Source organism: Lysobacter sp. 05T417 (assembly GCF_056396405.1).
Genome location: NZ_JBFTLK010000005.1, coordinates 224,710 through 250,753 on the forward strand (window position 1 = coordinate 224,710; position 26,044 = coordinate 250,753).

General features: G+C 67.9%; 24 protein-coding genes. 12 read left to right on the forward strand and 12 right to left on the reverse strand.

Features of this window, described 5'->3' with window-relative positions:
* Positions 1-8: 8 nt before the first annotated feature.
* From AC1DER_RS10630 to AC1DER_RS10645, 4 genes are all read left to right on the forward strand, one after another.
* Positions 9-290 carry a hypothetical protein gene (locus AC1DER_RS10630; protein WP_441815416.1) on the forward strand — a complete coding sequence of 94 codons (282 nt, stop codon included), beginning with the start codon at positions 9-11 and terminating at the stop codon, positions 288-290.
* On the forward strand, positions 290-553 hold the full coding sequence (locus AC1DER_RS10635) for a hypothetical protein (RefSeq protein WP_477247327.1): 264 nt from the start codon (positions 290-292) through the stop codon (positions 551-553). The genes AC1DER_RS10630 and AC1DER_RS10635 overlap by 1 nt, the downstream gene beginning before the upstream one ends.
* Before the next feature lie 31 nt (positions 554-584).
* On the forward strand, positions 585-2,198 hold the full coding sequence (locus AC1DER_RS10640) for a PepSY-associated TM helix domain-containing protein (RefSeq protein WP_477247329.1): 1,614 nt from the start codon (positions 585-587) through the stop codon (positions 2,196-2,198).
* A gap of 87 nt (positions 2,199-2,285) precedes the next feature.
* Positions 2,286-3,131, forward strand: coding sequence for a CPBP family intramembrane glutamic endopeptidase (locus tag AC1DER_RS10645; RefSeq protein WP_441815413.1), 846 nt, complete (start codon positions 2,286-2,288; stop codon positions 3,129-3,131).
* Here AC1DER_RS10645 and AC1DER_RS10650 read toward each other — a convergent pair.
* The 3 genes from AC1DER_RS10650 to AC1DER_RS10660 all read right to left on the reverse strand — a co-directional run bounded on the left by AC1DER_RS10650 (position 3,128) and on the right by AC1DER_RS10660 (position 6,271).
* Entirely contained in the window at positions 3,128-3,379 is a 252-nt protein-coding gene (locus AC1DER_RS10650) for a hypothetical protein (RefSeq protein WP_477247331.1), read from the reverse strand. The genes AC1DER_RS10645 and AC1DER_RS10650 overlap by 4 nt on opposite strands.
* A 76-nt stretch (positions 3,380-3,455) precedes the next feature.
* Complete coding sequence (locus tag AC1DER_RS10655; protein WP_477247333.1) at positions 3,456-4,874, reverse strand: pyridoxal phosphate-dependent decarboxylase family protein; 1,419 nt, start codon at positions 4,872-4,874, stop codon at positions 3,456-3,458.
* A 254-nt stretch (positions 4,875-5,128) separates the two neighbouring features.
* On the reverse strand, positions 5,129-6,271 hold the full coding sequence (locus tag AC1DER_RS10660; RefSeq protein WP_477247335.1) for a hypothetical protein: 1,143 nt from the start codon (positions 6,269-6,271) through the stop codon (positions 5,129-5,131).
* A gap of 98 nt (positions 6,272-6,369) precedes the next feature.
* Between AC1DER_RS10660 and AC1DER_RS10665 the strand changes: the two genes are divergently transcribed.
* The 6 genes from AC1DER_RS10665 (at position 6,370) to AC1DER_RS10690 (ending at position 12,778) form a co-directional block, all read left to right on the forward strand.
* A complete protein-coding gene (locus AC1DER_RS10665; protein ID WP_477247337.1) occupies positions 6,370-7,329 on the forward strand; it encodes a LysR substrate-binding domain-containing protein in 960 nt (319 codons plus the stop codon).
* Positions 7,330-7,379: 50 nt separating this feature from the next.
* Positions 7,380-7,706, forward strand: a complete 327-nt coding sequence (locus AC1DER_RS10670) for a hypothetical protein (protein ID WP_477247339.1) — start codon at positions 7,380-7,382, stop codon at positions 7,704-7,706.
* A gap of 121 nt (positions 7,707-7,827) precedes the next feature.
* On the forward strand, positions 7,828-8,478 hold the full coding sequence (locus AC1DER_RS10675; protein ID WP_477247341.1) for a cupredoxin domain-containing protein: 651 nt from the start codon (positions 7,828-7,830) through the stop codon (positions 8,476-8,478).
* A 19-nt stretch (positions 8,479-8,497) separates the two neighbouring features.
* A complete protein-coding gene (locus tag AC1DER_RS10680; protein ID WP_477247343.1) occupies positions 8,498-10,843 on the forward strand; it encodes a putative bifunctional diguanylate cyclase/phosphodiesterase in 2,346 nt (781 codons plus the stop codon).
* Positions 10,843-12,063, forward strand: a complete 1,221-nt coding sequence (locus AC1DER_RS10685; protein WP_477247345.1) for a porin — start codon at positions 10,843-10,845, stop codon at positions 12,061-12,063. The genes AC1DER_RS10680 and AC1DER_RS10685 overlap by 1 nt, the downstream gene beginning before the upstream one ends.
* Positions 12,064-12,136: 73 nt before the next feature.
* Positions 12,137-12,778, forward strand: coding sequence for a hypothetical protein (locus tag AC1DER_RS10690; RefSeq protein ID WP_477247347.1), 642 nt, complete (start codon positions 12,137-12,139; stop codon positions 12,776-12,778).
* Positions 12,779-12,822: 44 nt separating this feature from the next.
* Here AC1DER_RS10690 and AC1DER_RS10695 read toward each other — a convergent pair whose 3' ends face one another.
* Entirely contained in the window at positions 12,823-14,907 is a 2,085-nt protein-coding gene (locus AC1DER_RS10695; protein ID WP_477247350.1) for an alkaline phosphatase D family protein, read from the reverse strand.
* A gap of 513 nt (positions 14,908-15,420) precedes the next feature.
* On the opposite strand from AC1DER_RS10695, the gene AC1DER_RS10700 reads away from it, so the two are divergent.
* Together AC1DER_RS10700 and AC1DER_RS10705 are read left to right on the forward strand one after the other, a co-directional pair.
* Positions 15,421-16,158 (forward strand): hypothetical protein, encoded by a 738-nt coding sequence (locus tag AC1DER_RS10700; protein ID WP_477247352.1) that lies wholly within the window; start codon positions 15,421-15,423, stop codon positions 16,156-16,158.
* Positions 16,159-16,256: 98 nt separating this feature from the next.
* Positions 16,257-16,790 (forward strand): cytochrome P460 family protein, encoded by a 534-nt coding sequence (locus AC1DER_RS10705; RefSeq protein WP_477247354.1) that lies wholly within the window; start codon positions 16,257-16,259, stop codon positions 16,788-16,790.
* Positions 16,791-16,860: 70 nt separating this feature from the next.
* On the opposite strand, the gene AC1DER_RS10710 is transcribed toward AC1DER_RS10705, so the two are convergent.
* The 8 genes from AC1DER_RS10710 to AC1DER_RS10745 form a co-directional block, all read right to left on the reverse strand.
* Complete coding sequence (locus tag AC1DER_RS10710; protein ID WP_477247356.1) at positions 16,861-17,238, reverse strand: hypothetical protein; 378 nt, start codon at positions 17,236-17,238, stop codon at positions 16,861-16,863.
* Between the two features lie 332 nt (positions 17,239-17,570).
* Positions 17,571-18,497, reverse strand: coding sequence for a dienelactone hydrolase family protein (locus tag AC1DER_RS10715; RefSeq protein ID WP_477247358.1), 927 nt, complete (start codon positions 18,495-18,497; stop codon positions 17,571-17,573).
* A 126-nt stretch (positions 18,498-18,623) separates the two neighbouring features.
* Positions 18,624-20,480, reverse strand: a complete 1,857-nt coding sequence (locus AC1DER_RS10720) for a CocE/NonD family hydrolase (RefSeq protein ID WP_477247372.1) — start codon at positions 20,478-20,480, stop codon at positions 18,624-18,626.
* 129 nt (positions 20,481-20,609) lie between these two features.
* A complete protein-coding gene (locus AC1DER_RS10725; RefSeq protein ID WP_477247360.1) occupies positions 20,610-21,269 on the reverse strand; it encodes a DUF4124 domain-containing protein in 660 nt (219 codons plus the stop codon).
* 53 nt (positions 21,270-21,322) lie between these two features.
* On the reverse strand, positions 21,323-22,027 hold the full coding sequence (locus AC1DER_RS10730) for a DUF4124 domain-containing protein (RefSeq protein ID WP_477357944.1): 705 nt from the start codon (positions 22,025-22,027) through the stop codon (positions 21,323-21,325).
* Between the two features lie 67 nt (positions 22,028-22,094).
* Entirely contained in the window at positions 22,095-22,703 is a 609-nt protein-coding gene (locus tag AC1DER_RS10735) for a DUF1579 domain-containing protein (RefSeq protein ID WP_477247364.1), read from the reverse strand.
* A gap of 98 nt (positions 22,704-22,801) precedes the next feature.
* Positions 22,802-23,365, reverse strand: a complete 564-nt coding sequence (gene tsaC, locus AC1DER_RS10740) for an L-threonylcarbamoyladenylate synthase type 1 TsaC (protein ID WP_477247366.1) — start codon at positions 23,363-23,365, stop codon at positions 22,802-22,804.
* A gap of 135 nt (positions 23,366-23,500) precedes the next feature.
* Positions 23,501-26,020 (reverse strand): DNA topoisomerase I, encoded by a 2,520-nt coding sequence (locus AC1DER_RS10745; protein WP_477247368.1) that lies wholly within the window; start codon positions 26,018-26,020, stop codon positions 23,501-23,503.
* Positions 26,021-26,044: the final 24 nt, after the last annotated feature.

Sequence of the window (26,044 nt, forward strand, 5' to 3'; positions counted from 1 at the left end):
GCACCGGCATGGACACGGCCCTGGCGCTGTCGGCACTGATCAGCACGCTGCTGTCGGCGCTGGCGCTGTATGCCGGTTCGCGCAACTGTCGCTGGACGCCGCGGCCGAAGCACCCGCGGCGATGGACCCGCATCGGCCTGTCGCTGGCCGTGGTCGGGCTGGTGCTGTGGATGGTGCTGCTCGGCGGCGGCGCCGGGCTGTGCGCAATGCTCGGCACCTGGATGCTCGGCCTGATCGTCCTGCCGTACCTGGCCCTGCGTTCGCCCGCCGGCGCCGGCGGGTCACGCTGATGTGGGGTCGCGCCACCGCCGCCGCGGTTCCCGGTTTCCTGCTGGCGGCGGGCATCACCGGGCTGGCCTGCTGGCTCTGGCCAGGCCCCTGGCAGTCGACGCTGGTCGCCGGCATCGTGGCGTTTTTCCCGCTGTGGATGGGCGCGATGGCGCTGGCCTTCCAGTTCCGCGATGGCAAGCGTGCGTGGGCCTGGTTCAGTGGTGGCGCGGCGCTCAGCCTTGGCCTGTTGTGGGCGTTGCAGGCGCTGCAATGGGTACGCTGAGCGCGCGCACCGAAGTGACCGAACCGGCATGATGAAGCTCAAGTCCAACACCCTGCGCACCTTCACCAGCGTGCACACCTGGGTCGGCCTGGTCGCCGGTTTCGCCTTGTTCGTGGCGTTCTATGCCGGCGCGATCACGGTGTTCCACCACGACCTGCAGGCCTGGCAGACCCCGCACGCGCCGATGTCGGCGCAGCAGGGCCTCGCCGACGCGCAGCAACTGCTCGACCAGACGCTGGCCCGCCACCCGCAGGCGCGCGAGCATGTCGGCATGGTGTTCCCCGGCGGCGAATACCCGCAGGCCGCCAGCTACTGGCAGGACGCCGGCGGCCAGTGGCGCTACGCCACGCTCGACAACCTGGAGGGCAGCGACCGCATGCCCGGCGGCGCGCTGTCGGAGCTGGTCAACGCATTGCACTACTCGCTGGGCATTCCCGTCGCCGGCCAGTACCTCATGGGCATCGTCAGCCTGCTCTACGGCCTGGCGCTGATCTCGGGCGTGATCATCCACCTGCCCAAGCTCGCCGACGACCTGTTCGCATTGCGCCCGGGCCGCAACCTCAAGCGCTTCTGGCAGGACGCGCACAACGTCATCGGTGTGCTCAGCCTGCCGATGCACGTCATGTTCGCCGTCACCGGCGCGCTGCTGTGCCTGATCATGCTGGTGATGACGGCGCTCAATCCGCTGGTCTTCCGCGGCCAGCTGATGTCGGCGCTGGGCCCGGCGATGGACACTGCGCCCGTGGTGACCGCGGCCGGACGCGTACAGCCGCTGGGATCGCTGGCGATGCTGCATGCGCGCTCGATCGAAATCGCACGCGGGCAGGGCCTGGCTTCGTTCGAGCCGGCCTACTTCAAGCTGGCGCATGCCGGCGACGCCAATGCCACGATCGAGATTGCCGGCCAGTCGCCGGGATCGATCGGGCCGATCGGTACGGTGGCGATGAACGCCAACACCGGTGCGTTGCTCGCCACGCAACTGCCGGGCAGTCGCGATGCCAACCACGCCACGCTGGCGTCGGCGTATGCGCTGCACTTTGGCGAGTACGGCAACAGTTGGGTAAGGGTGCTTTATTTCGTGCTCGGCATCGGCGGCGCGTTCCTGTTCTATTCGGGCAACCTGCTGTGGGTCGAGTCGCGGCGCAAGCGCCGCCAGGTCGAGCAGGGCAAGGCGCAGCTGGGCATGGCGCGCGCCACGGTCGGCGTGTGCATCGGCGTGTGCGTGGCGATCTCGGTGGCGTTCATCGCCACGCAACTGGCGCAGTGGCCGCGGCTGCGCCTGGCGATGGGTCTGGATGACGCGGTCAAGGTCGTCTGCTTCGCGACCTGGGCGCTGTGCGCGCTGTGGGCTGCGCTGCGACCACCCGTGCGGGCGGCACAGGAGTTGCTGTGGGCCGCGGCGGTCACCACCGCACTGGTGCCGTTGGCGCATGGCGCGGTTACCGGATCCTGGTTGTGGGTGACGGCGCTGCAGGGGCAGTGGCCACTGTTCGCCATCGATGCCGGCGCGCTGGCGATGGCGTTCGGGTTCGGCTGGCTGGCACGCGCCACCGCGCGCCGCGCCCGTGACGGTGAACCCAACAGCGTCTGGGCGGACCCGCGCGGACGCGCTGCGCAGGCGGCCTCGGGACTGGTCACCGACTAGTTCGCTCGCCGCCGCTTCGCCTTGAGCGGACACCTCGCATACCATGGCGGGAAGCCGTGGCTCACGCGCGTTGGAAGGGGTTTTCATTTGATCACGGGACGCGCGGCGGGACAGGCGCTGCTGAAACTTGCGCTGGCACTCGCCGCCGTGGTGGGGTGCATGACGCTGTACCGGTCCGTGCTGCTGCCGGCGCAGGTGGCGCTGTTCCAACCTGCGGAGGCCACGACCGGCGTTCTTCGGCGTGCCGGCATCCTGCTGTCCGCCCTGCTGGGGTATTGGGCGTACGTCCGCTTCCACGAAAAGCGTGCCGCCAGCGAATTGCGTTTTGCGCCGGCCGGTATCGCGCTGGGTGCGGTGACGGGCGCGCTGCTGATCTCGGTCACCACGCTCTCGCTGTTCGCGCTGGGCAACTACGAAGTCGTCTCGGTCCGCGGGATGCAGGGCGTGCCTGCGATCGCCGGCGCGATCCTGGTGGCGGCAATGATCGAGGAGATCGTGTTCCGCGGCATCGTGTTCCGCACGCTGGAAGGGGCGGTCGGGACGGTCGCCGCGGTGCTGCTGCAATCTCTGATATTCGCGGCGATGCACTGGTTCAATGCAGGAGCCGGCCTGGCAATGGTGCTGGCACTCACCCTGATCGGCGCGTTCTGGACCTGCATCTACATCGCCTCGCGCAACCTGTGGGTGGTCGGCGTGCACCACGCCGCATGGAACCTCGCGATCTTCGCCACCGGCATCCCGTTGTCGGGCATGGAAGACTGGCGCGCCCGGGCGCCGCTGCAGAGCATCTATCGCGGGCCCGAGTGGCTGACGGGCGGCGAATTCGGTCCGGAAACCTCGATCATCACCGCGATCGTGGTCACGGCGAGCATCGCGTTGCTGGTGCGCTGGATCCGCAACAGGCCAGCCGTCGCCGCGCGCGCAGCACGCTAGGAGTACTTCAGGCGCAGCTCGGCCACTTTCGGTTGCAGGGCGTAGAACAGTTCCTGGAACTCTTCCTCGGTCAGTTCGTCCGGCGCATAGACGGCCACCGGTTCGAACTCGTGATCGGTCGCCACCGGTACCCGCGGGCCGGCCCGCAGCGAGAAGGGTCGGCCCTTGTAGTCGATGACGTCCGGCGCCTCCGGCCAGTGCTCGATGGCGTAGTCGTCGCTGCCCAGCAGCAGGATGATTTCGATCATGGCGCTCTCCGGACTCTCGAAGTCTGTTGTTGCGAAGTCTGTTCTGCGAAGCCTGTTGTTGCGAAGTCTGTACTTGTCAGCTGGCTTTCGGGCCGCGCAGCGAACGGAACACCTTTGCGATCGCCGCCGCGCTGCGGCCGGCGTCGTCTTCGGTCGTGGCCCAGTTCGAAACCGAGATGCGCATCGCCGCCTTGCCCTGCCAGTTGGTGCCGCCGAGCCAGCACGTGCCGTCCTGCTGCACGCCGCTGATGACCGCGCGGGTGACATCGTCATCGTCGTCGAAGCGGACCAGCACCTGGTTGAGCACGACATCGTTGAGGATGCTGACGCCTGGCTCGCTGGCGAGCAGCCCGGCCATCTGCCGGGCACGCGCGCAGTTGCGCTCGATGAGGTCGGCGACGCCGTCGCGCCCGAGCGCGCGCAACGTCGCATAGACCGGCACGCCGCGTGCGCGGCGCGAGAACTCGGGCACCCAGTCGACGGCGTCGCGTTCGGCGCCCTGGGTCTGGATCAGGTAGGCGGCCGCGGACGTCATCGCGGCACGATGATCCTGGGCATGGCGCACCATGGCCACGCCGCAGTCGTAAGGCACGTTCAGCCACTTGTGCGCATCGGTCGCCCACGAGTCGGCCAGTTCGATGCCGTCGGCCAGGCCGCGGTGCGCCTGGCTGGCGCGGGCCCACAGCCCGAACGCGCCATCGACGTGCAACCACGCACCGGCTTCGTTGGCGATGGCGCCGATCTCGCGCAACGGGTCGAAGGCGCCGGTGTTCACGTTGCCAGCCTGCGCGCAGATGATGGTCGGGCCCTGCAGCGAGGCCATCTTCTCGCGCAGCGCATCGACGCGCATGCGGCCCTGATCGTCGGTCTCGACCCGCTGCAACGCGCGCGTGCCCAGGCCGAGGTAGCGCATCGCCACATCGATGGTGATGTGCGACTCGGCCGAGGCGATGACATTGATGCGCGGCGCGCCGGCCAGGCCATCGGTCTCCACGTCCCAGCCCACGCGCCGCAGCACGCCGTGGCGGGCCGCGGCCAGGCAGGTGAAGTTGGCCATCTGGCAGCCGGTGACGAAGCCGACACCGGACTCGGGCGGCAGGCCGAACAGATCCAGCAACCACTGCGCGGCAACTTCCTCGACCACCGCCACCAGCGGCGAGATGGCGTAGATGCCGGCATTCTGGTCCCAGGTCGAGACCAGGCAGTCGGCGGCCAGCGCGACGGGGTAGGCGCCGCCAATCACGAATCCGAAGTAGCGCGGCGAGTTGCAGGCGACCGCGCCGCGGTCGACCTGCGACGCGAGCAGGTCGATCACTTCACCGCCTTCGTCGCCCTGCACGGGCAGCGGTATGCGCAGCACTTCCAGCAGTTCGTCACGGCTGGCGCGCGCACCGACGTGCCGGTCCGGGAGCGTGCGCAGGTAATCGGAGGCGTGCGCTACCGCCTTCTCCAGGTACTCGTCGAACACGGCGGACGCGAAGCGATCGGTGGCCATGGCGCTGGGATCCCGTGGGAACGGGCACAGCATACGGGAGGCCTCGTCACCAGGCGGAGAACGCAGTGTTCCCGCGCCGACGCGTTCACCTGAAGAGCAGGATCAAATGCGTCACTCGCCAGAACAGCACCACGTAGGCGACGATCAGCAATGCCCGTAGAGGCCCGATAGAGGTAATGAAGCCGCGCCTTCGCCAGCCGGTGCAGACCCTCGGCGCGCGGACGCCGTGGATTGCAGGTGATGGTGCGGGCGGTTCACCCCACGCGCGTGAAGTCGCTGATCCAGTTGCTCTCCCACGTCGCGCCGCCGTCGCCGGAGCTCGATTGCTCCCAGCGCGCCGAACGCGGCGTGATCCGCGACCATTGCACGCGCGTCTTCACCGCGCGTCCGGCAAGCGTGTCATCGCCCATGAACGTGCCGACGCCATCGGCGAAGCGGCCGCGCAACGGCGCGCCGATGGCGGCCGGGTCGCGACCGTCGAGCCACCAGCTCGACCACTGCCCGCTGGCCGGATCGAACGCGCGCAGGCCCACTCCGCGCACCGTGCCATCCGGGAATTCCATGACGTTGTCGCCGACGTTGCCCTTGCCGCCGAGCACGGGCCAGTTGACCAGCGTGCCGCCGAACTCGTCCCACTGGTCGCTGCCGACCAGCCGTTGCCGCAGGCGGCGATGGCTCACCTTCCAGCGACCGACCAGGAAATCCCAGTCTTTCGGTGCATCGGCGAGCTTCGGCAGCGCACCGGGCTGCGACGAAGTGCGCGTGAAGTAGTTGCGCCAGTTGACCTCCCAGCTCTTGCCATCGTCGGGCGAGAACGCCTGCTCCCACCACGGGCGCGCGCCGTGGACGTCGCTCCAGCGAAAGCGCATGACGATCGGGCGGTCCTTGAACGTGTCGCGGCCTGTGAACGTGCCGGTGTCGCCGTCGAAGCCGCCGCGCACCGGTGGCTCGATGCGGGTCGGGTCGCGACCGTCCAGCCACCAGATCGCCCAGGTGCCCGTGTGCGCATCGAATGCGCGGACGGTCAGGCCGCGGTAGCTGCCTGAAGGAATGTCGATGACGTTGTCGTCGATATTGCCCAGCCCGCCCATCGTCAGCCAGAACACGCTTTTGCCGGGAAACTCCTCCCAGTCGTCGCTGCCTGCCAGGCGATCCTTCAGGCGCCGGTGCCAGACGTCCCAATTGCCCAGCAGCCATTCCCAGTCGTGCGTGTGCGCGGCGGCGACGGCTGCGCCGGGCGTCGCGGCGAAGACTGGCAGGACCAGCGAGGCCGTAGCCGCGGCGGCGAGGCCGGCGATGAACTGGCGGCGGGCGTGACAGCAGGCCTGGGGGTCGAAGCCTGCGTGATCCAGACCCAAGTGATCCAGACCCAAGTGATTCAGAGACGGTCCTGGCATGGGGCGCTCCTTTCCGGCACGGAATTCGTGGCCCGATCATGGCCAGGCCGGCGCCACGTTGACCACCCGAAATGCGGCCCGCACACTCAGCCAGACTTATGGTCAGCGACCGCCGATTCCCTTCGCTTCCGGCTATCCGGGCCTTCGAGGCCGCCGCCCGGCTGGGCAGCTTCGCCCGGGCCGCTCAGGAGCTGGACACCACCGCGGCCTCGGTGAGCTACCACGTCCGCCGCCTGGAACAGCAGATCGGTGTCTGCCTGTTCGTGCGCCACCCCAACCACGTGATCCTGACCCGCTCCGGCGACATCGTTGCGCGCGAGGCCATCAATGCCTTCGCCGCACTGCGCGCGAGCTTCGTGCAGGCGGCCGAAGTCGACGAGACCCACCTGTCGCTGACCACGCTGCCGTCGCTGGGCACGAGCTGGCTGACACCAAAGCTGGGGCGCTTCCGCTCGCGCCATCCCGACATCGCCTTCGAGCTGGACCTGTCGGCGACCGCCGAAGACCTCAGCGGCGGCCGCTACGATGCGGCGATCCGCAACGGCCACGGAAACTGGCCGGGCCTGCGCACGGTCGAGCTGCTGCCGAGTGTGTTCATGCCGATGTGCGCGCCTTCGCTGCGCGAGTCGGTGGCCGACATTGGCGGCGATCCGAAGCGACCCTTGCCGGTTCCGCTGCTGGGCCGGCCGGACTGGTGGTCGCTGTGGTATCGCGCCCTCGGGTTCGACGGTGCGATCCCGCCGGGCCGGTTCGGCACGCAATTGTCCGCCGAGTACCTCGACATCGCCGCGGCCATCGCCGGGCAGGGCGTCGCGATCGGGTCGCCGATCCTGTTCCGCGGCGAGCTCGATGCAGGCCGGCTGGTGCCGGCGCACGACCTGGTCGTCAGCGACGGCCGCGCGTTCTGGTTCACCTATCCGGCGGCCCGGCATGACAGCCGCAAGATCGCCAGCTTCCGTGAATGGTTGTCGGCGGAGGCCGCGCGCGATCGCGATGCCGCCCGCGCGATGATCCGCAGCGCGGTGGTCGTCGAGCCTCGAGTGCAAGGATCACATTGATGACCGGGCGCAGGGTGGCTAAGCTCGGGCTTCTGGGACAAGGGGGAATCATGCGGACACTGACCGTACTTCTGGCGAGCGCGACGCTGGCCACATTCTTCGCCAACCCGGTCCACGCCGGCGACCATGGCCACGAACGGACCATTGACCAGGCATCCGATCTGGTTCCGTGGTGCCGCTCCGAGGCGGAGTCGCGCTACATCGCCAGGAACATCACCCCCTACCAGTGGGCGGCTTCGTACCACGACAGCAGCAACGTCCTGTACGTGGAAGGAAGGCTGCGCGTTCACGGTGACGACGTGGCGGTCCGTTGCCGCATCGCCCGGGGTGCGCGCGAGGACTACGCGATCATCGAGATCGACGACCCCAAGCCGTAGCGCGCCGGCCGCCGGCAAGTCCCGTTGCGCTCAACGCTGCCGGTGCTAATCTCGGGGCTGGGCCGGGGGGTCGGCCATCCGTCACTGACGCCTCGGGGGGAGCGGCATGCGGAAGCAGGCAGTGCTTTTCTTGCTACTGGCTTGGCTCGGCGGCACAGCCGCTGCGGCCGATCTGGACGTGCGCGTAACCGACACCGGCGGCCGCGCCGTCACCGACGCGGTGGTGACCCTGGTCGTGCGCGGCGCCGCCTCGGGTGATGCGCGCAGGACGCCCGCCCGTGGCCCGGCATCGGTGCGCGTGATCGACCAGAAGGCGCTTGCTTTCACCCCCTATGTCGAAGTATTCCGACCCGGCGACGAGGTCGTTTACCGCAACAGCGATCGCACCCGCCATCACGTCTATTCGTTCTCGCCGATCAAGGCATTCGAGTTCGTGCTCGCGCCCGGCGAACAATCGGCGCCGCTGAAGCTTGAACGTTCCGGGGTCATTGCCGTTGGCTGCAACATCCACGACGGCATGATCAATTACCTGTACGTCTCCGATGCGCCGTGGCTGGCGCACACCGATGCCGGCGGCATGGCGAGGTTCCAGGGCCTGCCCGCGGGCGAGTTCGATGTGCGCGTGTGGCACCCGCGGTTGCCGCCCAAGCGTCCTGACCTCATGCAGTCCGGCATCGCCCTGCGCCTGGACGAACATCGCAGCCTGGATTTCGCCGTGACGCTGCTTCCGGACTCGCGGCGACAGTTCGACCGCGAGCACACGCGGTACTAACGGCGAACGCGCCGGGAACATGGGCTTCCGCTTCCGACTGGCGTCGTTCTTCGTGGTCGCCCTGGTGGTCGTGCAGGGGCTCACCGGTCTGCTCGTCTACCAGGTCACGCGCAACGAACTGATCGGCGAGGGCAAGCGCCAGCTGCAGGTGGCCACGCAGTCGTTCGCGCACCAGTTCCAGGACATGTCCGACGGTACCGCCGCCAGCGTGGAGGTGCTCGCGCAGGATTTCGCGTTGCGCTCCGCCGTGGCGCAGGGCGACGAGGAAACGCTGCTGTCGGCGCTGGGTAACCACGGCCGTCGTGTCGGCGCCACGCAGATGCTGCTGGTGGGCGTGGACGGCCGCATCCAGGCCGACACCACCGGGCAGTCGCCCGTCGGCACGCCATTTCCCTATGCGGACCTGGTCGAGCACGCACTGCAGGAACCGGTCGCGGGAATCGTGGCGTTGAAACAGCGCGCCTGCTGGATGGTGGTCGTGCCGGTGTTCGCACCAGACCTGGTCGGCTACATCGGTGCCGCCGTCCCCGTGGACGACCGGGTCGTGCGGCGGCTGCAGCAGCAGTCGACGTTGCCCAAGAGCATCGAGTTGGCCGCCGCCGACGCCGCGGGCGGCTTCACCGTGCTGGCGCGGGGCAGCGATCCAAGCCGGCTCGCCGTGCCGCTGGCCGCGCGCGGTCGCCTGCCCACGTCGCCGATCGTGGTCAACGTGGGTGGCCGCGAATACGTATCGCAGGCCGTGTGGCTGCGAGGCTCGGGCCAGAGCCCGCGCGTGGCCGCGGTGCTCGGGTTCTCCGTCGACGATGCGCTCAAGCCCTACCGGTCGGTGGCCCTGGCATGGGCCGGCCTGCTGGCTTTCGGCCTGGTCGTGGGCCTGGTCTGTGCGTGGGTCATCGCCCGCAGCGTGTCGCGGCCGGTGGAGGCGCTGGCGGCCCTGGCCAGGCGCATCGCCTCGGGCGACTACAGCCCACCGGACACGCCGGCACGCCGCGATGAGCTGGGTCAACTCGCCGATGCGTTCGGCAACATGGCCGGCGCCATCAGCGAGCGCGAGGCGCGCATCCTCTACCAGGCCGGTCACGACCAGGTCACCGGGCTGCCAAACCGGGCCTTCACCGAAACCGCGATCCAGGACGCGCTGGCCGCGCGCCCCGATGCTCCTGCGGCGCTGCTGATGGTGGGGCTGGAACGCTTGCCGGAGATCATCAAGACACTCGGCCATGTGGTGTCGGACCGGCTGATGCGCGAAGCCGGCACGCGCGTGCAAGTGGCGGCCGGCGATGCGTTGGTGGCGCGCGCCACCGATACGCAGCTGTCGGTCTTCCTTCCGGGATCCGTACGCGGTGACGCGCGCACGCTCGCGCAGTCCATTGTCGATGCGCTGACCGAACCCTACCGGGAGGCGGATCTCACGCTCGACTTCGCACCCGCCGTCGGCATCGCGATGGCGCCTGAACATGGCGCCGATGCGGGCGTTCTGCTGCGCCGCGCGGAGGTGGCGATGATCCGCGCGCTGCGCGCGGTCGATCCGATCGCCATCTACGACCCGGTGACCGACCCGCACCGGCCCGAGCGTCTGTCGCTGATGGGCGACCTGCGCCACGCGCTCGAGTTCGGCGCCATCCAGCTGCATTACCAGGCCAAGCTCAACCTGCGCGAGGACCGCATCGACAGCGCCGAAGGCCTCGCGCGCTGGACGCACCCCGTCGTCGGTCCGGTGGCGCCGGATGCGTTCATCGCGCTTGCCGAGGAAACCGGCAACATCCACCGCGTCACGCGCTGGGCGCTGGACGCGGGCATCGCGCAGGCCAGTCGCTGGAAGGCCGAGGGCCGGCATATCCGGGTCGCGATCAACATTTCAGCGCGTGACCTGGAGGACGCCGATCTCCCACGCCGGATCGCTGGCCTGCTCCGCGCTCACGGCGTTGCGCCCACGCAGATCGTGCTGGAGATCACCGAGAGCGCCATCATGCGGACTCCGGATGCGGCCATCGCGGTGCTGCGCCGTCTCGCCGACCAGGGCATCGACCTGGCGATCGACGACTTCGGCGTCGGCCAGTCGTCATTTGCCTACCTGCGTCGGTTACCGGTGCGCGAGTTGAAGATCGACAAGACATTCATCACCAACCTGGCGCACTCGCGCGAAGACCGGATCATCGTCAGCTCGATCGTCGAGCTCGGCCACCAGCTTGGCTATCGACTGACGGCCGAGGGCGTGGACGACGCCAAGGCGCTGGCCTGGTTGCGCGACATCGGCTGCGACCACGCGCAGGGTTTCCTGATCTCCCCGGCGATGCCAGCCGACGAGCTCGGCCGGTTGGCCAACACCGAACGCTGGCGGCAGCCGGCGGGCATGGAGGGCTGATGCGAAGAGCAATCGCAGCGGTCGCCATGACCTGTCTGCTGGCGCAGCCAGCGCTGGCGCAGTCGGTGAGCGTCGAAGGCTACCTGGACCTGCGCCTGGCAGCCCCGGCCGACGAGACCAGCTGGCTCGACGGCGGCCTGGGCAAGACGCGCTTTGGCGGCAACGATGACGCGCTGTCGGGTGGGGCCGCATTGAATGTGGCGTTCCAGGCCACGCCATCGCTGCTGGCCAGCGCGACTGCGCAATACCAGCCCGAGCTGCCCAACTCGCTCGACCTGACCGAGGCCTGGCTGCGCTATCGCCCCGTATCGACCACGCCGTGGCGCTGGTCGATCCAGGCCGGCGCATTCTTCCCGCCGATCTCGCTCGAACACGACGGCGTTGCCTGGAGCACGACGCGGACGCTCACGCCTTCGGCGATCAACAGCTGGGTGGGCGAGGAGCTGCGGACGATCGGAGCGGAGTTGCATGTCGAGCACCGCGGACAGGGCGGCACCCTCGATGCGCGCGTGGCCATGTTCTTCAAGAACGATCCGGCCGGTGAACTGCTCGCTTCGCGCGGCTGGGGCATGGGCGACATCACCACTGGCATCGATGGCAGCCTGCGCCAGCCGGACGTATACGCGCCCGCCGCCTACGCTCCCGTGCCAATGGAGTATCGCCCGTTCGTGGAGATGGACGATCGCCCGGGCTTCTACGGCGCGCTCGGCTGGGAGCCGTCCTCGCAACGGCGCTTCACCGCGCTGTACTACGACAACCACGCCGACCTCTCGGAGTCCGTGCGCTACGCCGATCGCACGGTGTTTGCCTGGCGCACGCACTTCTGGAGCGCAGGGGCGGAGCAGCGGTTCGGCGAATGGGCGCTGATGAGCCAGCTCATGCACGGCGCCACGATCTTCGAGCCGGTTCCGGGCGTGCTGGTGCTCAACACGGAATTCAACGCCGGTTACCTGATGCTCGCGCGCGAGTACGGCACCTGGCAGCCGGCGGTGCGCATGGACATGTTCCAGACCCGGCAGCGGCCAGGCGAACCATCGTCGCCGCTGAGCGAGCACGGCAACGCCTTCACGTTGGCGATGAACTGGCGCCCGGACGAGCGCCTGCGTGTCACCGCGGAGGTGCTGCGCGTGGACAGCAGCCGCAACCAGCGGCGCGACGAAGGTCTTGATGCCACGCAGTCCGACGTGCAGGTGCAGGTCGCCGTGCGGGCGTTCTTCTGAAGCGGGAAGCGGGTGGGTCTTAGCTCCTGAGACCATGCAATGCTTCAGTTGAAAGCCCCCCGGACGATCCCCCATGACCCCATCTCCCGTCGATCCAGACCTCGTTTTCGCCTGGCAGGCTGCGCATTCGATCGCGCGTGGCGCGCCGGCTCCTGTCCATGACCGCGGAGGCTTCCGGGTCGATACCCACTCGGAAAAGGAAGTGAAGCGCTGGGTATTCCCGCGGTCATGCGATGGCTTGCGCGAAATCGCGCACGAGATCACGGCGCCGCGCCATTACCTGAAGTTGTGCGGCAGCGACGAGGAGTTGTGCAGCGCACTGCCGGCCCGGTGGGAGGTTCAGCCTGCGAACTATTTCATGATGGCGGCAGCGCAGACGTTCGCTGAAAAGCCGCTGCCGAGTGGATACAGGATGGAGGTTCAACAGGCAGGGCCTGTCACGCGGGCTTGCGTCATCGCGCCCGATGGCGGTCTGGCCGCGAGCGGAAGCGCGGCAGAAGCCGCGGAAGTCTTCATCTTCGACCGGATCGAAACCGCACTGGATCACCGGCGGAAAGGACTGGGTATTGCAGTGATGGCCGCACTTGGCGCTGCGAGGAAGGCCGTGGCGAGTCCGCAGCTTCTCGTCGCCACGGCAGACGGCCGCGGCCTGTATGAGAACCTCGGCTGGGCAGTGCTTGCGCCGTTTGCTGCTGCGACAATTCCGGAGTCATGAGGCCCGGGCCACGCTGCTGCCGAATCCCCAAGGCAATACGCGCATCACACCGCCAGTCCCGCATCGCCTTCCAGGATGGTCTGCCGCATCCGTGGCCGTTCGCCTGACCGCCACAGCGACACTTCGTGGCGGACGCGATACCGCAGGGGCCCGCCGTCCGCGCCGGCGCTGCGTTCGATGGGCCGCGGGATGCAGACGAAGTCGGTTGCCATCGTACTGGCATCGACACGCACGGTGGCGTAGCCGTGGCCGCCCATGTCGACGAAGGACAGGTGAGGGGCCACATCGGGATTGCTCACCGCGTGCGCCTTCTGCAGGTCGCCGCTGCTGGCGAACTCCAGCGCCGAACGCACGCCGTGGTGCAACAGCAGGTTGACCGTAGGCTGCGGTGATCCGCCACCCGGGTTGGCGACGTACAGCGGGCGCAACGGACTTTCCTCTTTCTGGTTGTGCTCGTTGGCTTCGGCCATGCCCGGGGCAGAGATCGAGCCGGTCACGAAGGTGACACCCACCGGTTCGAACGCCGCAGGCGGCAATGCCTTGGCTGCGTAACCCGCCCAGAAGCTGTGGCGATCGCCGGACACGATGGCGAAACCGGTGATGCCGGCATCGCGCACGGCGTCGAAGATCTCGGCGCGTTCGTGGTAGGTGCAACCCCAGTCGCCGGTGGCCAGGACGGCAAAGCCTGCGCCCTCGGGATATTTGCCCAGCGCGGTCGGGAGATTCTGCGGATCGACGCGCCAGTCGGGGGTTCCCAGCGAATTGCCCCAGATCTTCCAGGTGGCCGTCGCGCCGCGCAGGCGTTCGAGGAGCCAGGTTTTCTGCTTCGCCCCCAGCATGGTCTGTGCGGCGTCGCCGACGCGGTAGTTGGCAATGCTCCTGGCGCCGAAGGACAGCTTCGCCGGCGGATGCCCGTTGCCATAGTCGCGGCCGCCGTCGAGTTGCCGCATCAATTCCTCGGGTACGAATCCCAGCGTGTCGCCCTCGAACAGCGTGCTGATTTCGTCGTGATTGACGGGGTCGCGCGAGCGGAAGCTGCGCTGGTCGGTGATGATCAGGTCGATGTGCCGGCCCCAGCGCAAGGCGCGATACGCGATCAGGCTGTCGATCGCGGCGAGGTTGTTGGCTTCGGTTCCCAGTCCGTCGTCGTCGAAATCCTTGACCAGCGTGTCGACGACGTGCGGTGCATTGAAGGCGTCCAGCCTGGACCCCGGCGGCAAGACCCGCGCCGGCTGATACTCGAACCAGGCCTGGTTCGCCGCGACCTTGAGCGTCTGCGCGGGCACCCAGCCCTCGGTGCCAGGGAACTCCTGGATCGACTGCCAGCCCTGCCAGGAGAATTCGTGGTTGTCCCACATCGCCACGAACGGCCAGCGCGCACGCGCATCCTGGATGTCCGGGTCCTGCAGGTAGGCGTGGTAGAGGACGCGATAGTCCTCCAGCGAGTCCGGTGCCCAGAAGCGGTTCTTGGCGACCGTCTTGCCCTTCGGAAACTTGACCGGAAACCTGATGAGGCGGTCGTAGCGATGGCCGTCCTTGACCTGGTCCGGGTACTGCACGACTTCGTAGACGAAATCCCCCAGGTGCAACACGAAGCCGAGCCGTTCCTCGGGCGCGGCGCGCTCGTCTTCCCAGATCATTCGCCGATAGGCGTTCTGCGCACCCTCGCAAATGGTCTGGCAACTGACGAAAGCGAAGCGCGCCGGGCGCGAATCGCCGGGCGCAGGCGCCGTCAGCGTTCGACCGATCCTGCTGCCGTTGCCTTCCTCGTCGATGAAGCGGTACCAGTATTCGCCCGCCGGCGGCAGGTCGCCGACCAGCACGCGACAGGTCCAGTCGGCCTCGGCCAGGATCGGCGCCGCCGTGGTCGCGATCACGCGCGTGAAGGCCGGGTCTTGTGCCACTTCCACCAACACCGTGGCGCGCTCACGGCCATCGCCATAGGGGCGCCGCGTCCAGAGCATGACGCTGTGGGCATCGGGATCACCCGAGGCGACGCCTTGCGGAAACAGGTCACGACGCTCGCGCCAGCCACTGGCGGAAGGACGCACCGTCGCGCAGCTCCACGCCAGGGTCGCGCCCAACGCGGCGGCGAGCTTCAGAAACGTGCGACGGCTGAGTGTCGGCATGTCGGCCCACCATTTGCGGTGTCGAATCGCCGCAACGCTAGACCTGGAACATGAGCCGGTGAACGTGCCGAAAGTACCGCGGTGAAACCATTGGATCCATGGGCGGCATGCGACCGCCTCCGGATCAGCCGCGCCAGGCGCTGGCGCGAGCAACGTGGGCCTTGCGGCCCTTCATCTGGAGGCGTAGAAGATTGGTAGCGAGCAACAGACGTTGCCTCGCGGCCGGCTACAGCCGGTACCAGCAAAGGCAGTAGCCCTGGAATCACGCGGTCCCTCCCGGTCAATCCACGCCGTGGCGCTTACGGAGTAGGCGCACCTCGACGAACCCCAACCAATCGCTGTGGGCAGCCTGCCCCGGCTGATCGACGTTCGTGCTTTCTCGACACAAGGCAGTAACCCGTTCGCGAACGATCTCCCACATGGCAATCGCCGCGTGGCCGGGGGTTGCTGCGCCCGGATTCTGCTGTCGACTTCCAACGCTCTCTCGTCAGGACGTCTCATAAGGACACGATGATGGACAATCTGCTCAGAGCAGTTCTCGATGCTCACGGCGACCTCGAACAATGGGCCGCGCTCAAACAGATCACGGTTGAAATGTCCTTGGGAGGTCCCTTCTGGGCCGCCAGAGGATGGCCCGATGTCTACGCGGACCAGACCGTCACTCTCGATCCGCACAATCAGCACATCCGTTTCTTCCCTTTCGCGGGAGCTGACCGGACCTCGGTTCTGGATGTAGATCCCGAGCGTATCGCCCTGACCTCGAATGATGGCGGGGTCGTTGAAGAACGCCTGCATCCGCGCGGCTCGTTCCCGCTGCCGTTCGATCCCATGACTACTCCGTGGGATGCCATTCAAGTGGCCTACTTCACCAGCGCAGCGGTCTGGAACTACCTGACGGCCCCCTTCGTCTTCGCGCAGTCGGGCGTTGAGGCCAGGGAGATCGAGCCGTGGACCGAGGGCGACGAAACCTGGCGGCGGCTGGCCGTGACATTCCCAAGGTCCAATGCCAACCACAATGCCGAGCAGGTCTTCTATTTCGACGATGCGCTCATGCAAAGGCGCATGGATTACTCGCCCGACGTCACCGGAAGCCCTCCGGTAGCGCACTACAGCGACGATCACAGGACCTTCGACGGCTTCGTCTTCCCCACTCGTCGACGTGTCTACCTGCACGACGCCAATGGTGTTGCCGACCAGAGTTTCGCGCCCATCACGATGGACGTCAGGTCCGTCGTTCTCGAACGCGCCTAGACCACGGAGAACGGCATGAACGTTTTCACCAGGGTTCTCGCGGCAACTGCGGCGGGCTTCTGCTCGCGGCAGCCGGACGCTGACGTCAAGGATCAATCATGAATCGCAAGACCAAACTCCGGATTGCCACGGCTGCGGCTGCGCTTGTTGCCATTGCCGGTGCGGCTGTCGGCGCGCAGGACAAATACGCGCTCGTATCGCCCAGCGGAGTCGCGTTCGCCGACTTCAAGGGTTACGAAGACTGGTCGGTAGTTTCTTCTGCCAAGACCGATGTGCTGAAAGTGATCGTCGCAAACCCGATCATGATCAAGGCGTACAAGTCCGGCATTCCGGGCAACGGCCAGCCGTTCCCCGATGGCGCCAAGATCGCCAAACTTCAGTGGAAGCCGAAGAAGAGCACGGATGCGCCGTTCGATGTCGACGTGCCCGACGTCTTCACACAGGCCTTTCTGATGGAGAAGGACAGCAAGCGGTTCCCGAAGAGCGGAGGATGGGGGTATGCGCTCTTCAACTACACCGCAGCCACCGACTCAATGACGGTCGACCCAACGGGCGTCTCGGATTGCGGGCATGCGTGCCACGTGAAGGTCGCGGACAAGAACTACATATTCCACCCGTACCAGAAGCGATGACGCCTCCGCGGAGATCATGCGAGATCACGCAAGGGAGATCATGCGAGGTCGCCGACCGCGTGCCCGGAGGTCACTCCGGGCCATGCTGGATCGTCACGACCTTGACGTCGAACTGCTCGCAGCTGCGGCTGTTCTTCGTGCAGATGCCGTTGATCCATACCTGGCCCCTGCCGAACATGATCCCCTTGTAGTTCACGAACAGGTCGGCGTACTGCTGGTCCTTGACGACCTGGACGATGTCCGGGGTGAAGACCTTGTCGTACTGCGCGACGAACGCGGCCGGGTCCTTGATGACATGGTTCCTGCCGTCGATGGTGGCGCCGAACGGGTAGTGCACCATGGCGGCAACCGTGGCCTTGTCACTGTTGGCCACGGCCGTCTGGAAGGTGTGGATGAACGGTTCGTAGCGCGTGTGGTCGCCGAGGCTGCTGTCGATCGAATCGTTCACCTGCTTGATGCCGGCGACGGTAACTGCAGTGGCAGTCGCAGGGGCGGGTTCCGACGGCGCGGGCGAGGCTGGCGTGTCTGCAGCGGTCGCAGCCGGTGCCGTCGCAGCCGGCGCGGGAGCAGCGGGGGCCGTAGCAGCGGGAGCCGTAGCAGCCGCATCTGCGGCGGCGGCAGGCTTCGCCTGTTCGACAGCAGCAGGTTCTGCAGGCGCAGCAGGCTCGGCAGGACGACTGCACGCACTGAGCACTGCACCCGCCATCACGACAGCGCAAACAACAACCCTGGCCAGTCTCATGGGAGCTCCCGCGTGGGCATGGAGGTGATGGAACGCGCCTACTTCTTGCCGCCCTCGCGCAGCGTGCGATTGAACAGCAGCAGCGTCCGCGCCCAGGCCTCCTTCGCCGCGGCCTCGTCGTAGCGCGGCGTGGTGTCGTTGTTGAAGCCGTGCTGCGTTCCTGGCGGCTGGAACAGCGTGTAATGCACGTTCGCCGCTTTCAACGCGGTCTCGTAGGCCGGCCAGCCGGCATTGATGCGTTCGTCGTTGCCGGCGAGCACGACCAGCAGCTCCGCCTTGATCTTCGGCACGTCCTCCAGCACCGGCGGGGCGCCGTAGAACGGTGCGGCCGCGGCCAGGTTGGGCAGGCGTGTGGCGAGGAAGTTGGCGATGCCGCCGCCGTAGCAGAAGCCGACCGCACCCAGGCGGCCGTTGCCGCCTTCGATGCCCGCCAGCAGGCCCGCTGCCGCGACGAAGTCTTCGCGTGTCTTGGCCTGGTCGAGCTGGGCGAACAGCGTGCGCGCCGCGTCCTCGTCGCCGGGATAGCCGCCGAGCGGAAACAGGGCGTCGGGAGCGAAGGCGATGAAGTCCGCCAGCGCCAGGCGCCGGGCAATGTCTTCGATGTGCGGATTGAGGCCGCGGTTCTCGTGCGCCACCAGCACCAGCGGCAGCGGGCGATCAGCTTTTGCCGGCCGCGCCAGGTAGCCGCGGGCCTTGCCATAGCCGTGCGGTGAGTCGAACTCGACGTACTTCGCCGACAGCCGCTTGTCGTCGGGCTTGATCTGTTGCGCGGCCGCGAACTGCGGGCTCAGTGCCGCCAGCAGTCCCGCCGCACCGGCAGCACCGGCAGCGAAGCGCGCCGCACCAGCGAGGAAGCCCCTGCGGTCGATGGCGCCGTGCACGTACTGGTCGAACAGGCGCAGCACTTCCGGATCGAAGTCGTCCGCGGTGAGGCGACTGGTCCTGGAGCGGGGAGGATTCGACACGACGGTCTCCGCGGTTGTGGGCCATCAGCATCCACGACGCTGGCGCCCGGTTGGCCGAGCATACCTTCCTGGCGTTGCGGCAACGACGCCGGGTCCCCGCATTCGCGGGATGACGGACGCTTGCGGCTAGCCCGGGGGTTCCGGTGTCGACAGCACCGGCAGTTCCAGATACGACGCGGTGTTGCCGCCCACGTGCACCCGGTTCAGTGCCTGCGCCGGGACGGTCTCGTCGTAGTTGCGGCCGCCGGTGTTGAGATTGCGCTCCAGCCGCGGAAAGCTGCTGCTGGTGACGTCGAGGCGGATGCGGTGGCCGCGCGGCACCAGGTAGGCGATCGAGCGCATGTCGACCGTCAGTTCGTAGGTCTCGCCGGGCTTCATGCGCGTCGGGCAGAAGATGCCGTCGCGGTAGCGCGAGCGCAGGGCGCCTTCCTGGATGTTGGTGGCGCGACCGTCGGGCCAGACGTGGACCAGGCGCGCGACGAAATCCGTGTCCGGTGCCGACGACGACACCACCAGGTGCGCGCGCAGCGGGCCGACGATGCGCATCGGTGCTTCCAGCGGCTGCGAGGTGTAGACCAGCACGTCGTCGCGGATTTCGACATCGCGCTGGTCGACCGGGCCGGACACGGCATGCGGATCGGCGCTGCAGCACAGCGGGCCGCCGCGCGAGGGCACCGGGTCGAGCGGGTCGTAGAGGTAGCCGTCGACGTGTTCGTTCTCGTCCGGTTGCGGGCCGAGCGTGCCGTCGCCATCGCGGCCATTGGCCTTGCCGCCGCTGCGCAGGTACCAGCGCTGGTGGCGGGCCTGTGTCGGTGGCCAGGCGGTGGAAGTCAGCCAGCGCTGCTCGTTGAGCACGAAGAACAGGTACGGCGGCAGTTTGGCCAGGCCGTCGCCGCGGCCGCGCAGCCAGTAGTCGAACCACTGCAGGTACCACTCGCGATAGGGCTGCCCGGCGTTGCTCACCGGCAGCTCGCCGAAGCGGCCCATGTCGGCGATCTGTTCGTGTTCGCAATGGTTGCCCGGGGCGATGACGACATGCTGGTACATCGCCGCTTCGGGCGAATGCCGGCGCACGGCCTCGCTGATCGCCAGCGTGCCATCGATGGTCTGGTCGCCCCAGGTGTTGATCACCAGCGCCGGGGTGGTGATGCGGTCGGCATCGGTGACGTAGTCCAGATCGTTCCAGCCCGGGCCGCCGAGCGGCGTCAGCAGGAAGTCCTCGTAGGCGTTGGGGCCGGGACGCGCGCGCTGCACGAGGTCCAGCACCGGCAACTGCGGCAGCAGCGCGGCCATGCCCGGGACCGCGGGCGAGCCGGAGTGCGCCAGCTTGCCGCCATGCCGGGAGAACCAGCCCGTCGTCCCCGACAGCTGCATCACGCCGCCTTCGAAGGAGCCGAAGTAGTCGGCATTGCCGGCGAGTGCGCCGGCCGCGCCGCCGGCCGCGCTCGGGATCATCGCCGCGTGCGCGGGATGGTTGGCCCGGGCCAGGGCGTACTGCAGCTCGCCCAGCGCCGAACAGCCGATCGTGCCGACCTTGCCGTTCGACCAGGGTTGCCGGGTGATCCAGTCCAGCGTCGCGACACCGTCGCCGGTGCCATGGCGCCACGGCACGAAGCCGTCGCCTTCCGACTCGAACTTGCCGCGAACGTCCTGCACCAGCACGGCGTAACCGTGGCGCGCGAAGAACATCGCCTCACCCAGCGCCTCGCCGTAATGCCGGCGGTCGTAGGGCAGGCGGACGTAGACCGTCGCCAGCGGATCGCGCGCCGCGCGAGGCCGGTACAGCGTGCCGGCCAGGCGCACGCCATCGGGCATCGTTATCCAGACATCGTCGTCGATGCGCACGTTGAACAGCAGCGCCCGCGCCGGCACCTGCCAATGGGCGGGAATGCGATTGCGCAGGGCGTATAGCAGGCCCGCGGCGATGACCACGGTCAGCGTGGCGCCGATCAGCAGCATCCACCAGAAGGAAGCGGGTCGCACCGCGGACAAGTCCATCTCCAAGTTGGCGTCCCTTGCGGCGCACGCATCAGTCGAAACCGCCGCCGGCACGTGCCTGCGACGCTTCCACTAACGGCGTCAACGGCGCGTGTCGGCCAGCGTGGCGGCCATTCAGGGCTTGGCGCAGCTGCTCGCGGCGATGATTCCGCGCAGGCGGCTGGCCTCGGCCTGCGCATATGCGCGGTTGTCGCCACCGCCGACGGACTGCGATTCGACATCGTCCAGGCGCCGGCTCCAGCCTTCGCACAGCATCGTGTCCGGCACTGGCTGGCAGTCGTCATGGACCATCTGGCATGCCGAGGCGCCGCCGGTCGCAACGGTTCCATCCAGGCCGGAGACCGCCAGCGGTACGCAGCGCGGCGGTGGCGCGGCCTCGTCGCCGAGGTAGCGGTGGCCTTCCCAGGTGCGGCATTCGAACAGCGCTGGCGGGCCTGCGGGACCGGCCTGTGCGGGCGTGGCGGTGGCTTCCGCGGCGGGCACGGGTGCTGGCGCCGCCGTGGGTGCTGGCGCGACCGGCGCGGTCATGCCCGCAGGGGCTGCTTGCGCCGCAGGCGCGCTTGCGGGAGCCGGTGCGACAGCGCCACCGGCGATGAACTGCGCGCGTGATTGCTGCGGCGCCGGCTCGACCACGCGCTTCACTTCCTTGCTGCCCTTGGGGCAGGGCGTGCCGTTCTGCAGCGTCACTGCGCCGGTTGCATCAGTGCAGCGATAGATCACCACCTGCGCCTGCGCCGCCGGCACCAGGGCCAGCAACGACAGGGCAAGCAACATCAGCAACCACCACGCGCGTCGCAACGCGCTCCCGCGCCCCGCAGCCACCGGCATCAGGCGTCACCGCAATCATTGGCCAGGCGTGCATCGATGCCGCGCTGTTCCAGGTCGATCTGCTGGCGCTCGCTCTGCAGCGCGCTGTTGTAGGAACGACCCAGTTCCCAGCGACGATCGCGCAGGCGCGCGCAGACTTCCTGCTGCGGCAGCGCATTGCAGGTATCGCGGACCCAGGAGCCGGGCCCATACGGGTCATAGACGAACTGTCCGCCCATCGGCGGCCCGGGTTGCGTACCTGACGGACGGCCAGGCCGGCCGCCGACGTTGTCGCCCAGCGACGTGCGCGAGTCCACGACCGGATAGCCCAGCGCCCACAGCGGCATCCAGCGTGGATTGCCCTCGCTGGTATCGCTCAGGTAACTGGTGCCGTCGGGAGTGGTGCATTCGTACATGGGCTTGGGCGGGGTCATCACGATGTAGCGGGTGGTGGCGGGTGCCGAAACGGGAACCGCCGCCGTGGCGACGGTGCGGGTCGGTTTGCCCTTGCTTGCAGGCTTTGCCCTGGCTTGCCTCGGCGGATCCTTGGGCCGCTGCATTTCCTTGGCCTGCTGGGTCTCGCCCTTGTGGCACGGAGTATCGCGCAACGTGAGCTTGCCCTTGCCGTCGGTGCAGCGGTAGATGGTGATGTCGCCCGCGCTCGCAACGGCCGATGCCAGCACAAGCGGCAGGAAGGCAAGCAGCACCAGGCGAAGCGACGACATGCGTGGAGCATGCGCCGCCGGCGACGCCGGCGATAGCAGTGATTGCGTGGTCATGGCGGTGGCGTCCTCATTTCTGCCGCGTGTACTCGATCTGCATCGTCCTGGATTCCTTTCCGCCGCGCGTTTCGTACATCTCGAACACCTCGTGGTCGTTGTCGACCATGCGCACGACCTGGCGGACCGGGACCTTCGCGCCTTTGGCGCTCGGGTCGGCCATCTCGCCGACGAAGGTGTAGGTGCGGGTCGCCGCGTCGTAGTCGCCGTTGGAGACGAATACGCCGGTCGAACCGCTGTCCATCCAGGAGCTGTAGTACTTGCCGGTGACGTTGTCGTAGCCGGTGTAGCCCACGCCTTCGAACGGCTGGCCCATCCACGAGCTGCGGAAGTCCTGGCGGATGTGGCGGCCGCCCAGCACCAGGGTATTGGTGGCCGAGCCGGTCTCGGTCATGGGGGGCGTGTCGGGACCCATCCACATCGTCTGTTTGGTGGTCCACTTGCCGACCATCGCGGCCAGCTGCTTGTGCTGCTCACCGGGCTGCGAGGCCTTTTCCCAGGCCCGCATCATGGCCTGCTGGTCGGCGGTGAGCTGCGGCGCGCTGCCCGCCTTTTCCTTCGCCACCAGTGGCACGGCGCCCATCAAAGCCAGCGTCAGCAGCGACACCTGCGCGATCTTCATGGCGGCCTCCTGGTGGGCCCGGTCCGTGGCGTAGCCGATCAACGCCGGCGCCGGGACGCTACGACTTGTGCCGTTAAGCCGGTGTGCCGGGCCCGCGCTCAGGCGCGCAATTGCGCCCCGCTGAGGGCGTCACGGATGGTCGTGGGGGCGGCCAGGCCGCCGGTTTCGCCGTCGGTCACGCCGTCCAGCAGCGCAAGCAACCGCTCGTCGAGTCCATCGCGAAGGTGGGCTGGCGGCTCGCCGCTGAGGTTGGCGCTGGTCGACACCAGCGGCCCGCCAAAGGCGGCGCACAGGGCGATGACGGCGGGATGGTCGCTGACGCGCACGGCGACGCCGCGGTGCGCGCCGGTGATCCAGCGCGGCACGCGCGCGGTGGTCGGGACGATCCAGGTGTTCGGGCCTGGCCAGCTCGCCAGCACCGCGTCGCGGCGCGGGGGCGGCAGTGCCTGCCAGTCAAGCAGTCCGTCGAGCTGGTCCAGGGCGCCGGCGATCAGGATCAGGCCCTTGTCGACCGGGCGCTGCTTGATCGCCAGCAGGCGCATGACCGCCACTTCATCGAAGGGATCGCAGCCCAAGCCCCAGACGGCTTCGGTCGGGTAGGCGATGACACTGCCCTGGTGCAGGGCGGTGGCGGCGTCGGAGGCGGTGAGGGACCGGTGCATGCAGGAAGGATAGCGGGCAAAGCTGCCCTCATCCGCCCTGCGGGCAGCTTCTCCCGCGCGCGGGAGAAGGGAGCTGCGACTGGAGCCCCTCTCCCGCTTGCGGGAGAGAGGTCGGGGTGTGGGCAGGCCGACGCCTCAGGCCTTGGCCTTGACGGCCTTCTTCACCGCTTTCTTCGCAGGCGCCTTGGCGACGGCTTTCCTGGCCGCAGCCTTCTTCGCCGGCGCCTTTTTGGCCGCCGTCTTCTTCGCTGCCTTCTTGGCCGGTGCTTTCTTCGCCACGGCCTTCTTCACGGTCGCCTTCTTGGCAACCTTGACCGCCGGTTCCTTCTTCGCCGCCGCCTTCTTCTTGCCGAAGCGACCGCGCACCGGCTTGCCGGTATCGGCCAGCAGCTGGGTGACTTCTTCCAGCGTCAGCGAGGCTGGCTCACGATCCTTCGGGATCTTGCCGTTGAGCTTGCCGTCGCTGATGTACGGGCCGAAGCGTCCATTGAGCACCTGGATGTCGCTCTCGTCCCACTGCTTGATGATGCGGTTGCGGGCGATCTCTTCCTTCTCTTCGATCAGGAACACCGCGCGCGCCAGTTCGATGGTGTGCGGGTCGTCTTCCTTCGGCAGCGAGGCGTACGTGGTGCCGCGCTTGGCGAACGGACCGAAGCGGCCGATGCCGACACTGACCTCGTGGCCGTCGCTCTGGCCCAGCTTGCGCGGCAGCTTGAACAGCTCCAGCGCGTTGGCCAGTTCGATCGTGTGCATGCTCTGGCCGGGTCGCAGCGATGCGAACACCGGCTTCTCCTCGTCCTCGACCGTGCCGATCTGCGCGTACGGCCCATAACGGCCCAGGCGCACGCTGACCGGCTTGCCGCTCTTGGGGTCGGTGCCGAGCTCGCGCGCGCCGGTGGCTTCGCTGCGGTCGACCGACTCGGTCTTGTCGAGCACCAGTTCCTTGAACGGTCCCCAGAACTTCTCCATCAGCGGCACCCACTCCTCTTCGCCGCGCGACACCGCATCGAGCTCGTCCTCGAGCTTGGCGGTGAAGTCGTAGTCGACGTACCGGGTGAAGTGGCTGGAAAGGAACTTGCTGACCGCACGGCCGACGTCGGACGGGCGGAAGCTGCGGCCTTCCATCTCGACGTACTTGCGGAACAGTAGCGTCTGGATGATCGAGGCGTAAGTCGAGGGACGGCCGATGCCGTATTCCTCGAGCGCCTTCACCAGCGCCGCTTCGGTGAAGCGCGGCGGCGGCTGGGTGAAGTGCTGGTCGGCGTGGATGCGATCGAGCGGCACGCGGTCGCCGATCTTCATCGCCGGCAGCTTGCGGCCTTCGTCTTCGTCGTCACTGTTCTTGGTGTCCTTGCCTTCTTCGTAAACGGCGAGGAAGCCCGGGTCGACCACGGTCGTGCCCGACGCGCGGAAGCTGTGCTCGGCACCGGCGGCAAGATCCACCGACACGGTGTTGAGCGTGGCCGGCACCATCTGCGAAGCGACTGCGCGCTTCCAGATCAGCTCGTACAGGCGGCGCTCGTCGTCGCTGAGGAAGCGCGAGACCTGTGCCGGCGTACGCAGCGCGGAAGTCGGGCGGACCGCTTCGTGCGCTTCCTGCGCGTTCTTGGACTTGGTCTGGTAGGTGTTGGGCTTGTCCGGCAGCGCGCGCGTGCCGTAGTCGCGCGCGATCACGTCGCGGATCTCGCCCAGCGCTTCTTCCGACAGGCTGACCGAGTCGGTACGCATGTAGCTGATCAGGCCGACAGTGCCTTCCTCATCGCCCAGCGACACGCCTTCGTACAGCTTCTGCGCGACCTGCATGGTCTTGCGCGTGGTGAAGCCGAGCTTGCGCGAGCCTTCCTGCTGCAGCGTGGAAGTGGTGAACGGCGGCGACGGGCGACGCTTGCGCTCCTTGCTGGCCACGTCGGTGACATGCAGGGCGCCATTGGCGGCCTTGACGATGCGCTGGCGCGCGGCCTCGGCGGTGTCGCCGTCGGTGACGGTGAACTGTTCGAACTTCTTGCCGTCGAGCTTGTTGAGCTTGGCGGTGAACGTCTGGGTCGCGTGCGCGCACTCGGCCTCGATGCTCCAGTATTCGCGGGCGATGAAGGCTTCGATCTCTTCCTCGCGCTCGACGATCATGCGCAGCGCCGGCGATTGCACGCGGCCGGCGGACAGGCCGCGCTGCACCTTGCGCCACAACACCGGCGACAGGTTGAAGCCCACCAGGTAGTCGAGCGCGCGGCGTGCCTGCTGCGCATCGACCAGGTCGGTGGCGATCTGCCGCGGCTGGGTCATCGCTTCCTTGATGGCGCGCGGCGTGATCTCGGTGAAGACCACGCGCTGCAGCGTCTTGCCCTCGAGCAGGCCGCGCTCGCGCAGGATCTCGGCGATGTGCCAGCTGATCGCCTCGCCCTCGCGGTCCGGGTCGGTCGCCAGATACAGCGCATCGGCGCTCTTGGCGGCCTTGGCGATGGCCTCGACGTGCTTTTCGTTCTTCTCGATCAGGTCGTAGCGCATCGCGAAGCCACGGTCGGGGTCGACCGCACCTTCCTTGGGCACCAGATCGCGGACGTGGCCATAGGAGGCCAGGACGGTGAAGTCCTTGCCTAGGTACTTGTTGATCGTCTTGGCCTTGGCAGGCGACTCGACGATTAGGAGATTCTTGGCCATGGGGGCTCCGCAGGACCTGTTCCG